Genomic DNA, 12,612 nt, shown 5'->3' on the forward strand with positions numbered 1-12,612 from the left:
ACGACGAATGACGAAGGCTCAACCCGACTGGCTCGCGCTTGCGACGCGCTTCACGCAACTGCCGGACGCGCAGCGCGCGGTGTTCATCGACAAGCTCGGCGCGGCCGGCATCGACTTCCGCATGCTGCCGATCCCGCCGCGCACGCCGCGCGCCGACCGCGTGCCGGCATCGTTCGCGCAGACGCGACTGTGGCTGCACGCGCGCTTGATCGACGCGCCGCACGCGTATCACATCACCGAGCGGCTCGCGCTGACGGGCCCGCTCGACGCGCATGCGCTGCGGCTCGCGTGCGATGCGCTGATCGCGCGCCATGAAGCGCTGCGCATGACCTTCGACGAAGCGGAGGACGGCGTCGCGCAGACGATCCATCCGCCGCTGCGCTGCCCGTGGCGCGAGACCGATCTCGAAGCGTTGCCCGACGCGCAGCGCGTCGCGCGCGCCGAAAGCGTCGCTATGGCCGATGAAGCCGAGCCGTTCGATCTCGGCGCGGCACCGCTCGTGCGCGCACACCTGATCCGCTTCGACGCGACGCAACACTGGCTCGCGCTGACCGTTCATCACATCGTGTCGGACGGCTGGTCGTCGGAGGTGATGCTGTTCGAACTCGCGGCGTTCTATCGCGCGTATGCGTCGGGGGAACCCGTGTCGCTCGCGCCGCTGCCGATCCAGTACGCGGACTACGCGCTGTGGCAGCGCCGCTGGCTCGATGCCGGCGAGCGCGATCGGCAGCTGGCGTTCTGGCGCGAGCGGCTCGACCCGCAGCGCGGCGTGCTGACGCTGCCCGGCGCGGCCGCACGGCCCGCTCGCCGCAGCGCGCGCGGCGCACGTCACGTGTTTTCGCTCGACGCGCGCATCGGTGCGCGGCTGCGCGCGTTCGCAGCCGAGTCGGGCGCGACGCCGTTCGCGGTGTTGCTCGCGGCGCTCGACGCGCTGCTCGCGCGTGCGACCGGCGATGCGCGGATCTGCGTCGGCGTGCCGGCCGCGAACCGCGAACGCGCGGAAACGGCCGGCCTGATCGGCTTCTTCGTCAACACGCTCGCGATCGACGTCGACGTGCCCGCGCACGGCGATTTCTCGTCGCTGGTCGCGCGTACGCAGCGCGCGCTCGTCGATGCGCAGATGCACCAGGACGTGCCGTTCGAGCAGATCGTCGACGCGCTCGGCGTGCCGCGCAGCGCGAGCCACCATCCGCTGTTCCAGGTGATGGCCGCGTACGGCGAGCGCCGCGCGCTGCCGGCGCTGGGCGCGGCATCGGCAGCCTTGCTGCCGTCCGGCACGCCGTCCGCGAAATTCGACCTGACGCTTTCCGTCGAGGCGACGCCCGACGGCACGTTCGACGCCGCGTTCATCCATGCGCTCGACCTGTTCGACGGCGACGCGATCGCGCGGCTGGCCGCGCGCTTCGTCACGCTGCTCGCCGATGCGCTCGCGCGCCCCGACGTGCCGATCGGCGATCTTGACTGGCTGCCGGCCGACGAACGTGCGCAACTGTTCGCCTGGAACGCGCCGGCGGGCGCGGCCGAAGCCGAGCCGTTCGTCCCGGTGCACGCGCGCATCGCCGCGCATGCGCAGGCACGGCCCGACGCGCGCGGCGTCGCCGACATCGATCGCGCGCTGACGCGCGGTGAGGTCGACGCGCGCGCGGCACGCATCGCGCGCAACCTCGTCGCGGCCGGCGTGCGGCCCGAAATGCGCGTCGGCGTCGCGCTGCAGCGTTCGGTCGACCTGCTGGTCGCGCTGATCGCGGTGCTGAAGTCGGGCGCCGCGTTCGTGCCGCTCGATCCGGCCCATCCGCGCGAACGCCTCGCGCAGATCGTCGACGATGCGGGCATCGCGCACGTGCTGACCGACGGCGCGAGCGCCGCATCGCTGCCCGAGCTGCCGGCACTGCGCGTCTGGCGCGCGGACGAAGTCGACGCACTCGACGAAGCTGCGGACGTCGCACTGCCGGACGTGCTGCCCGGTCATGCGGCATACGCGATCTACACGTCGGGCTCGACCGGAAAACCGAAGGGCGTGATCGTCGATCACGCGGCGTTCGCGCGGCATTGCGCGGCGATCGCCGAACGCTATGGCGCGGGCGAGAACGACGTGTTCCTGCTGTTCCAGTCGGTCAACTTCGACGGCGCGCACGAAGGCTGGTTTTCGCAATACCTGTCGGGCGCCGCCGTGTCGGTGACGGCCGATGTGCTGTGGCCGCCCGCGCAGACCTGCGCGATGATGATTCGCGACGGCGTGACGATGACCTACGTGCCGCCCGGCTGCGCCGCGCAGCTCGCCGAATGGGCGCTCGTGCACGGCGCACCGCCGACGTTGCGCTCGCTGACCGTCGGCGGCGAAGCCACCTCGCGCGAAGCGTTCGCGATGCTGCGCCGCGCGATGCCGAACGTGCGCGTGGTCAACGGTTACGGCCCGACCGAAACCGTGATTACGCCGACGCTGTGGATGTTCCGCCCCGGCGACGATCTCGCGAAGCTGGGCGACGCCGCGTATCTGCCGATCGGCACGCTGGTCGGCGCACGCACCGCGCACGTGCTCGACGCGCGGCTGCATCCGCTGCCGGTCGGCGTGATCGGCGAGCTGTACCTGGGCGGCGAGGGGATCGGCGTCGCGCGCGGCTACCTCGATCGTCCCGCGCTGACGGCCGAGCGCTTCGTGCCCGATCCTTACGGCGCGCCGGGCGCGCGCCTGTATCGCACGGGCGACCTCGTGCGGCGTCGCGCGGATGGCGTGTTCGACTTCATCGGCCGCGTCGATCATCAAGTGAAACTGCGCGGGCTGCGCATCGAACTCGGCGAGATCGAGGCGCAACTGGCCGCGCACGACGCGGTGCGCGAAGCGTGCGCGGTCGTGCACGGGCAGGGCGCGCAGGCGCAGCTCGTCGCGTACGTCGAATTGACCGCCGACGCGCAAGCGGCCGCGCAACCGGTCGAAGCCGCGACGCTCGACGCGCATCTGCGCCGCACGCTGCCTGACTACATGGTGCCCGCGCAACTGATCGTGCTCGACGCGCTGCCGCGTAACGCGAACAGCAAGGTCGATCGTGCGCGGCTGCCGGCGCCGGTGCGCGTCGAACGCGCATACGAGGCGCCGCACGACGGTGACGAAGCCGCACTCGCGGCGATCTGGCGCGACGTGCTGAACGTCGAACGCGTCGGTCGCCGCGATCACTTCTTCGAACTCGGCGGCCATTCGCTGGCGGCGGTGCGCGTCGCGACGCGCGTCGCCGAGCGGCACGGCCGCGACGTGCCGGTGCGCGCCTTGTTCGAAGCGCCGGTGCTCGCGCAATACGCACGCCACGTGGCCGATGCGCCGCGCGCCGCGCACGCCGGTGCCGCCGTACCGGGCATCGCGGTGGTGAAACCCGACGCGTTCGGCGTATGGCCGCTGTCGCCCGCGCAGCTCGGCCTGTGGTTCCTGTGGCGCGCGCAGCCGGACAGCGCCGCATACAACATTCCGGTCGCGCTGCGCGTGCGCGGTCCGCTCGACGTCGATGTACTGCGCGCCGCGTTCTCGGCTGCGGCGGCCGCGCACCCGGCGCTGCGCACGCGGCTCGTCGCGCGCGACGGCATGCTGCCGGGCCAGCGGATCGATACCGCGCCGCCCGTCGCGCTGCCGCTCGTCGACTTGTCCGCGCACCCCGATGCGCTCGCCCGCGCTGCGGCGCTGACCGATGCCGACGCACTCGCGCCGTTCGATCTCGCGGCCGATGCGCCGCTGTGGCGCGCACGCGTGCTGCGGCTCGGCGCGGACGATCACGTGTTGTCGGTGACGATCCATCACATCGTGTCGGATGGCGAATCGATCGAGCTGTGGCTCGACGCGGTGCGCGCAGGCTATGTCGGACTGGTGCGTGGCGGAGCGGAACCGGTATCGACGCCGCGTCAAAACACGTCGCTCGTGCTGCCCGGGCCGTGCCACCCGGCCCGCGTCGCCTATTGGCGCGACGCGCTGGCCGACCTGCCGCCGCCCGTGCTGCCACGGCGCGCCAACGCACCGGCCGTCCCGCAATGGCGTGCGGCACGCATCGCGTTCGAATTCGACGCATCGTTGATCCGTGCCGCGCGCGACGCCGCGTCGGCCGCGCACGCGACACTGCCGATGCTGCTGCACGCGGCGCTCAACACCGCGCTGTTCCGCGTGACCGGTGCGGCCGATCAGCCGGTCGGCGTCCTGGCATCGACGCGCGAGCTGACGGGGGATGCCGCGCGCGATGCGCTCGGTCTGTTCATCAATTCCGTGGTCGTGCGCACACGGCTCGACACGTCAGCCTCCCGCTCGGACGTGCTCGCGCAGGTGCGCGATACGGCGCTCGCCGCGTATGCGCACGCCGACGTGCCGTTCGCCGACGTCGTCGCCGCGCTGCGCGCGCCGCGTGCCGCGCAGGCCAATCCGCTGTTCCAGGTGATGTTCAACTACCTGCGCCCGACCGGTGCCGCCGCGCGCGACTGGGCCGGCCTGTCGCTTGCCGCGTTCGATGACGTGCGTCATCGCGTCGTGTTCACGCTCGAGCTGGACGTCGTCGAGCATCCGGACGGCCGCGTGAGCGCTGCGTTCTCGTATGCGGACGAACTGCTCGACGGCGATTTCGTCGACGCGCTCGTCGACCTCTATCACGACGAGGTCGCGCGTTTCGCCGGTGCGCCGGAAGCGGCGCTCGGCGCGCCCGACGCGCTGTTCGCCGCACCGGCGGCGGTCGCGGTCGCACCGGCCGGCAGCGCGGCGACGCACGTCATGGCCACATCGTGCGCGCCGGACGCGGCAGCCGCGCTCGCCGCGCTGTGGTCGGACACGTTCGCGACGGCCGCGCCCGCACCCTGTGCCGATCTGTTCGAAGCCGGCGCGACTTCATTCGACGTCGTGCGCTTCGTCGATGCGGCCGGCCGCGCCGGGCTCGCGCTGACGGTGGCCGACGTATTCGCGTCGCCGACGCTCGCGGCGCTCGGCGCGCGTATCGATGCGTCGGCCGAAACGGAGCAGGAGGTGCGCGATGCTGGCTGAAGTGCGTCCGGACGGATTCACGATGCCGGATACGTGCCGTCTCGCGTTCGCGGACGGCCTGTTCGCCGTGCGCGACGACGCGGAGATCCGCGTCGCGCAGGGCGACGGCATCGGCGCGCAGCTGCTGCGCGCGCAGCTCGCGGACGACGGCACGCTGCGCCTCGTCGCGTACAACCATCGCGCGGCGCCGGGCGACCAGCGCCGCGCGCTGCTGGCCGCACTCGCCGCCGCGTTTTCCGACGACGCGCGCCGCGCGGCGATCCGGCTCGACCCGGCCGCGTGGCCGGCGGTCGCGCTCGATGCGCTGCGCGCGAGCGGCGTGCTCGGCGACGGCGGCCTGTGCATGCGTGAAGGCTGGGCGCAGCAAGCCGATCTGTGGCGCGTCGGCACGCCGCTGCCATGCGCGACGCTGCCGATGCTGACCGACGGCCGGCGGCATCCGCGCCGGCCACCCGCGCCGCGCGGCGACGTGTATGCGCGCGACCTGCCGGCACTCGGCGTGCGTTTCACGCTGCGCGGCTGGCAGCCCGGCGAGGACGCCACGCGCCTGGCGAACTGGTTCGACGCGCCGCGCGTGCGCGACGGCTGGCCGGGCACGCAGCCCGGCGCACACGGCACGGCGCCCGATGCCGATCCGCACGTGACCCCGCTCGTCGGCTGCTTCGACGGCGAACCCTTCGCGTACGTCGAGGCGTTCTGGCTGAAGGAAGACCCGCTCGCGCCGCACGTCGGCGCGCGCGATTACGACCGCGGGCTGCGGATGCTGGTCGGGGAATCGCGCTGGCGCGGCCCGCATTGCGTGGCGGGCTGGCTGCCGTCGGTCGTGCATTACCTGTTTCTCGACGATCCGCGCACCGAAGCGGTCGGCTGCGCGGTCCCGGCCGGCCGCGCGCGGGTCGTCGACACCCTCGCGCGGCACGGCTTCGCGCGGCAGCGCCGCCTGGCGCTTGCCGACGGGCAGCCGCTGTGGATGCGCACGTCGCGCGAGACCTTCTTCTCCGGCCGTCATGTCTGACGGGCCGGATTCACCGACAAGGGAGCTGAGAGACATGCAGAGAGAAACCGTATTCGACCTGATCGGCGTCGGCTTCGGGCCGTCGAACCTGGCGCTGGCCGTGCGCCTCGCGGAACGCAACGGCACGCGCCCGTTCGCGCATTGCTTCGTCGAACGCCAGCCGGAATTCGGCTGGCACCGCGGCATGCTGCTCGACGACTGCCGGATGCAGATCTCGTTTCTGAAGGATCTCGTCACGTTGCGCGATCCGAAGAGCCGCTACACGTTCATCAACTACCTGTTCGAACGCGGCCGGCTGAACGAATTCGTCAACCTGAAGAACTTCTATCCGACCCGCATCGAATTCCACGACTATCTGAGCTGGGTCGCCGACGCATTCGACGAGCACGTCCATTACAGCGAAACCGTCACGGCGATCGAGCCCGTGCGCGGCGACGGCGCGCGGATCGACGCGCTGCGCGTGCTGTCGCGCGACGCGGCCGGCCGCGAGCGCCAGCGCGTGACGCGCGCGCTGTCGGTCGGCGTCGGCGGCACGCCGGCGGTGCCGGACGCGTTCGCCGCGCTCGGCCGCGATCGCGTGATCCATTCGTCGTCCTACCTGACCGACATCGACCGGCTGGTCGCAGCGCCGGACGGCGAGCGCCGCCGCGTCGCGGTGATCGGCGCGGGGCAGAGCGCGGCCGAGGTGTTCATCGACCTCGCGCGCCGTTTTCCGCACGTCGACGCGAGCCTCGTGATGCGGGCGGGTGCATTGAAACCGGCCGACGACAGCCCGTTCGTCAACGAGATCTTCAGCCCCGAGTTCACCGACGTCGTCTACGCGCAGCCGCACGACGCGCGCCGCGCGCTGCTCGAGCGCTATCGCGACACCAACTACGCGGTGGTCGATCGGCCGCTGATCGAGCAGATCTACGAAATGCTGTACCTGCAGCGCATCGACGGCACGCCGCGCCATGCGCTGCTCGCGAACAGCGCGATCGAGGCCGCGGTGCGCACCGCCGACGGCCGCATCGAGCTGACGCTGCGCGACCGGCTGAACGGCGCGACGCGCGTCGAACGGTTCGACGCGCTCGTGCTCGCGACCGGCTACCGGCGCGACACGCATTCGGCGCTGCTCGAAGGGCTCGCGCCGCATCTGGGCGATGCGCTCACGCGCGGCGACGTCACGCGCGACTACCTGCTCGCGACGCCCGAGCACTTCGCGCCGCGCATCTACCTGCAAGGCTGCTGCGAAGACAGCCACGGTTTGTCCGACACGCTGCTGTCGGTCCTGGCGCGCCGCGCGGACGAGATCTGCGCGTCGCTCGAAGAAGGGACCGCGCCCGCCCATGACGATGGCGCGGCCCGGACACTGCATGAACAACGACATCAAAACGGGGCGAGCGCGGGCCGCATGGCTTTCGCTCTTTGACAAAGGCGCGGTCGGAGACCGCATCAGACAAGTGGAGCAGAGAAAGATGGAGTGGGCAACAGGCACGCGTGTGCGTGCGATCGCAGTTGCGGCGAGCATCGCGTTCGGGATGGCGGCAGGGCACGCATACGCGCAGACGGCGCCGGCCGTGAACGCAGGCGCCGCGGCGTCGGCCGGCAATGTGCAGAACGGCGCGACGTCCGGCACGCTGCCGGCGATCAACGTCAACGCGGGCTCGGAGGGCGACGGCACGATCGGGCTCGTCGCGAAGCGCAGCAGGACCGGCACCAAGACCGATACGTCGATCAACGAAATCCCGCAGACGATCAACGTCGTCACCGCGCAGCAGATCGAGATGACCGGCGCGACCGACGTGAACGCGGCGCTGCGCTACGTGCCGGGCTTCTCGTCGTACGGCTCGGACAACCGCTCCGACTGGTACGCGGCACTGCGCGGCTTCACGCCGACCGCGTACGTGAACGGCCTGCAGGTGCCGAACACGCTGAACCTGTCGAGTTGGCGCGTCGATCCGTACACGATCGACAGCATCACCGTGCTGCGCGGGCCGACGTCGGTGCTGTACGGTGCCGGCGACCCGGGCGCGATCATCGACGTGCAGACCAAGACGGCCGACGGCGAGCGCGTGCGCGAAGCCGGCGTGCAGTTCGGCAACTACGCGCGCAAGCAGTTCATGATCGATGTCGGCGACAAGCTCGACGCGGACGGCAAGTACGCGTACCGGTTCGTTGGCGTCGCGCGCGACGCCAACGCGCTGTCGGGCCCGAACAACGACCAGCGCGTCGCGCTCGCGCCGTCGTTCCGCTGGCGCCCGGACGCGGATACGTCGCTGACGCTGTCCGCCACGTATCTGCAGGACTGGGGCGACATCTCGTCGAACTTCCTGCCGGCGCAAGGCACGGTGCTGCCGAACCCGAACGGGCAGCTCGACAAGGACGTCTACGGCGGCGACCCCGATTTCAACTACTACCGCAAGAAGCAGTGGTCGCTCGGCTACCAGTTCGAGCGGAACCTGAACGCGATGTGGACGTTCCGGCAGAACGTGCGCTGGATGCACCTGTCGCTCGACAACGGCTCCGTGTTCGGCGCGGGCTTCGCCGACGGCAGCCTGACCGACATCAACCGCTGGGCCGGCGTGTTCCAGACGAACTACAGCCGCTTCGACATCGACAACAACCTGCAGGGCCGCTTCGGCACGGGGCCGCTCGAGCACACGCTGCTACTCGGCTTCCAGTACAACCGGCAGACCGCTACCGACAGCGAATGGCTGGCCGCCGCGCCGACGCTGAACATCTACAACCCGGTCTATACACCGGTCACGCTGTCCGTGTTCTCGCCGCCGAACACCACGTACCGCACCAACACGTACACGACGATGAACACGTTCGGGCTGTACGTGCAGGACCAGGTCAAGTGGAACCGCTGGACGCTGACGCTCGGCGGCCGCGAGGACTGGGTGAACCAGCGGATGGACGACCGCGAGGGCGGCACGCAGTCGAAGGCCGACATCACCGCGTTCACCGGCCGCGTGGGCATCACGTACCAGGGCGACTACGGGCTGTCGCCGTACATCAGCTACGCGACGTCGTTCAACCCGCTGATCGGCGTGAACCTGTATGGCGGCGGGCTGGCGCAGCCGACGCGCGGCAAGCAGATCGAGGCCGGCTTGCGCTGGCAGCCGCCCGGCAAGAACCTGATGCTGAGCGCGGCGATCTACCAGATCAACCAGACCAACGTGCTCACGCCGACGCCGCTCAATCTCGATCCGTCCAGCACGACGTCGGTCCAGACCGGTGAAGTGCGTTCGCGCGGGATCGAGCTGAACGCGACCGGCAAGCTCACGCGGAACCTGTCGCTGATCGCGTCCTACGTCTACCAGGACGTGAAGAACGTGCAGGCCAACGACGCATCGCTGAACAACTGGCCGGTCGACATTCCGCGGCCGCGTCAGATGGCGTCGCTGTGGGCGGACTGGACGTGGCACACGGGGCCGCTCACGGGCTTCGGCCTGGGCGGCGGCGTGCGCTACCAAAGTGCGTCGGCCGGTGCGGCGGACAACTCGCTGACGGTCGCGAGCTACACGCTGTTCGACGCGGGCGTGCATTACGACACACGCAACTGGCGCTTTGCCGTGAACGGGACGAACCTGTTCAACCGCCACTACATCAGCGGTTGCCAGTCGACGAGCGTCTGCATTTTCGGTACCGACCGCACGGTGATCGCCACCGCGAAATACAACTGGTGACGCCGCGCGCCGCGGCACGCCGGTCGGCCCTCGGGCCGGCGCGGGCGGGCCGCGGCGCCGTCGTCCGCCTTTTTCCACGACGCCTCCATGCCGAAGAAAAATCTCGTCTACATCCAGTCGCTGCGCAACGGCGCGGCCGATCGCGCCGGCCAGCCGGTCGCTTACCAGGGCGGCACGCGCTACATGAAGGCGCCGCTCGAATTCCTCGTCGAGCGCCTGAATGACTCGTCGCTCGGCGAACGCTACGCGCTCCAGGGTGTGATCGTCGACGACGACGAAGGCTCGCCGGCCGACCGCGCGAAGGTCGCCGACTACGGCTTCGCGCGCACGCCAGGCCGCCCGTGGATCCTGCCCGATGGGCTGACCGTGCAGGGCCGGCCGGTCGACGAACTGTTCTGCACGATTGCATCGACGTACCGCCGGTTGCCGCGCGACGCGCGTGAGCGCGTGACGGGCAAGCAGGCGTTCGAGCGCCGCCTGCTCGAACGCCTGCTCGAACTCGACGCCGACGTGGTCGTGCTCGACGGGCTGCTCGTGATCCTCGACGAGCTCGTGCGTCCCGGCGCGCGCTTTCATCGTCGCATCGCGAACATCCACCCCGGCATCACGGCCGACGATTCGCCGTACCAGAGGCGCGGTGCGTGGGCGACGCTCGACGCGCTGCACGGCGCGCGCGGCGAACGGGTCGACTGGGCGACCGGCGCGACCTCGCGCGTCGAACCCGTGACGATGACGGGCGCTTCGTTCCACTACGTCGACAACGGCATCGATTCCGGCGAGGTGATCTGCGACGTGCTCGACACGCCGATCGCGCCGGACGACACGATTCTCGAACTGCGCTGGAACAACTTCCAGCGCAGCCTGTTTCCGGCGCTCGAGCGGGGGCTGCACATCCTCGCCGATCGCCACGACGCGGGAGCACTGTGATGGAAGACACGCTGACGAAACCGGCCGGCAAGGAAGCGGACGCCGTCGAAGGCGAGGTCGCCGCGGCACTCGACGGCGCCGCGCACGGGCAGGAGCCGCCCGCCGCCGAGCGCACGCTCGACACGTGGCGGCCCGACGATCCGCCGGCCGCGCTGCTCGCGGAGTTCGTCGCGCTGTTCAATACGGAAACGCGGCACGATGTGGCGACGGTGTCGGTGCCGCTTGGCGGCGCCGATCCGGCGGCTATCGCGTCGTACGTCGCGCGCGCGGTGCGCGACGGCGTGATCGACGACGCACGGATCGCGGGCGGCCGGCTGCGCCTCGCCGCATCGCGTGCGACGTTCTGGCAGAATCCGCGGCCGTGGCTGAAGGCGCCCGCATCGGGCGGGATGCCGCTGCGCTACACGATCACGAACGGCCACCGGCATCCGGTGCGGCCGCCGTCGCCGGCCGGCGAGATCTATGCACGCTACATGCCGCAGGTCGGGATGACGTTCAGCCTGCGCACCGTCGACATCGATGCGCATGCGCAGTTGTTCAGCGACTGGATGAACCTCGATCGCGTCGCGCATTTCTGGGACCAGCGCGGCACGCTCGACGAGCACGCCGCCTATCTCGCGGAGCGTCTCGCCGATCCGCACATGCATCCGATGATCGGCTATTTCGACGATACGCCGTTCGGCTATTTCGAGTTCTACTGGGCGAAGGAGGACCGGCTCGCGCCGTTCTACGACGCGCACGACTACGATCGCGGGCTGCACTTGCTGATCGGCGATTCACGCTTCCAGAGCGCGGGCAAGCTGCATGCGTGGTGGAGCGGGGTGCTGCATTACATGTTCGTCGACGAACCGCGCACGCAGCGGCTCGTGGGCGAGCCGCGCGTCGATCACGTGCGGCATATCGCGTACATGCACCGGCTCGGGTTCTACACGCTGAAGGAGTTCGACTTCCCGCACAAACGCGCGGCGCTCACCGTGATGGAGCGCGAAACATTCTTCGACACTTTCCGGTTGCCGTGACGGGATGGGATGGGCGCGCGAAGTGTCGATGCGTCGATTCGCACATGTCGACGTTTCGCGCGACTTGAAAGGGGGCACACATCGGCCGTTCGGGATATGGATCGGGCGGGCGGCATGAGGAAGAATGGATCGCTCCCTCAATGCAGACAGGTCGTGACGACATGGCAAGCACATCCGCAGCAACATCAAGCGCAATCCCCGGCTCGTATGCCTCGACGTTGACATATGCTGGCATATGCCTAGAATGGGCGCATCGTACTCCCATGGAGTGGCTCATGCGCACCGTATCCATTTTCAAGAACGCCAGGAACCAGGCAATCCGCATCCCGAAGGACATGGAATTCGAGGGAGTGACGGAACTCGAGATCCGTCGCGAGGGCGACACGCTGCTGCTGCGTCCGGTGCGGCCGACATGGCTGTCGTTGGCGAGTGAACCGCTGGCCGATGCCGACTTCCTCGTCGAGCGCCCGGCTGTCATCGAAGCCGGTCGTTTCGACCTGTCCGGCACGGATGGCGACGCACAAACGGAGTCGGGCCGGTGACCACGCTCTACATGCTCGATACGAACATCTGTTCGTTCATCATGCGCGAGCGGCCGCCCGCGGTGCTGTCCCGGCTGCAGTCGTGCGTCAACGCGCAGCACCGGATCGTCGTGTCGGCGATTACCTATGCCGAAATGCGATTCGGCGCGGTCGGCAGAAAGGCATCGCCGAAGCATGCGGAACTCGTGACGGCGTTTGTCGCGCGGCTGGACGGCGTGCTGTCGTGGGATACCGCGGCGGTCGATGCAACGGCTGCGATTCGTGCCGACCTTGCCACACGCGGGACACCGATCGGCGCGAACGATGCATCGATCGCCGGTCATGCGATCGCGGCCGGTGCCGTGCTCGTCACGAACAATGGTCGCGAGTTCAGCCGCGTCGCGGGTTTGTCGCTCGAAGACTGGGCGGCCTCGGCCTAGGGCCGTGAATGTGC

8 protein-coding genes are annotated in these 12,612 nt (G+C 70.0%); all 8 read left to right on the forward strand.

Features of this window, described 5'->3' with window-relative positions:
- Positions 1–7: 7 nt before the first annotated feature.
- The 8 genes from WS75_RS22685 to WS75_RS22720 all read left to right on the forward strand — a co-directional run bounded on the left by WS75_RS22685 (position 8) and on the right by WS75_RS22720 (position 12,598).
- The gene (locus tag WS75_RS22685; protein WP_059683343.1) at positions 8–5,002 is read left to right on the forward strand and encodes a non-ribosomal peptide synthetase; all 4,995 of its coding nucleotides are present in this window, start codon (positions 8–10) and stop codon (positions 5,000–5,002) included.
- The gene (locus WS75_RS22690) at positions 4,992–6,017 is read left to right on the forward strand and encodes a GNAT family N-acetyltransferase (RefSeq protein ID WP_059683344.1); all 1,026 of its coding nucleotides are present in this window, start codon (positions 4,992–4,994) and stop codon (positions 6,015–6,017) included. The genes WS75_RS22685 and WS75_RS22690 overlap by 11 nt, the downstream gene beginning before the upstream one ends.
- Before the next feature lie 34 nt (positions 6,018–6,051).
- The gene (locus WS75_RS22695; protein WP_059683346.1) at positions 6,052–7,428 is read left to right on the forward strand and encodes a lysine N(6)-hydroxylase/L-ornithine N(5)-oxygenase family protein; all 1,377 of its coding nucleotides are present in this window, start codon (positions 6,052–6,054) and stop codon (positions 7,426–7,428) included.
- A gap of 46 nt (positions 7,429–7,474) precedes the next feature.
- Complete coding sequence (locus WS75_RS22700; RefSeq protein ID WP_059683348.1) at positions 7,475–9,691, forward strand: TonB-dependent siderophore receptor; 2,217 nt, start codon at positions 7,475–7,477, stop codon at positions 9,689–9,691.
- 87 nt (positions 9,692–9,778) lie between these two features.
- Positions 9,779–10,618, forward strand: a complete 840-nt coding sequence (locus WS75_RS22705) for a formyltransferase family protein (protein WP_059683350.1) — start codon at positions 9,779–9,781, stop codon at positions 10,616–10,618.
- Positions 10,618–11,637 carry a GNAT family N-acetyltransferase gene (locus tag WS75_RS22710; protein WP_059683352.1) on the forward strand — a complete coding sequence of 340 codons (1,020 nt, stop codon included), beginning with the start codon at positions 10,618–10,620 and terminating at the stop codon, positions 11,635–11,637. Before WS75_RS22705 ends, WS75_RS22710 begins: the two co-directional genes overlap by 1 nt.
- Positions 11,638–11,912: 275 nt before the next feature.
- Positions 11,913–12,179 (forward strand): type II toxin-antitoxin system VapB family antitoxin, encoded by a 267-nt coding sequence (gene vapB, locus WS75_RS22715; protein ID WP_059606948.1) that lies wholly within the window; start codon positions 11,913–11,915, stop codon positions 12,177–12,179.
- A complete protein-coding gene (locus WS75_RS22720) occupies positions 12,176–12,598 on the forward strand; it encodes a PIN domain-containing protein (RefSeq protein ID WP_082729703.1) in 423 nt (140 codons plus the stop codon). The genes vapB and WS75_RS22720 overlap by 4 nt, the downstream gene beginning before the upstream one ends.
- Positions 12,599–12,612 lie beyond the last annotated feature (14 nt).

It is taken from the genome of Burkholderia sp. FL-7-2-10-S1-D7, assembly GCF_001524185.1.
GTDB classification, from domain to species: Bacteria; Pseudomonadota; Gammaproteobacteria; order Burkholderiales; family Burkholderiaceae; genus Burkholderia; species Burkholderia diffusa.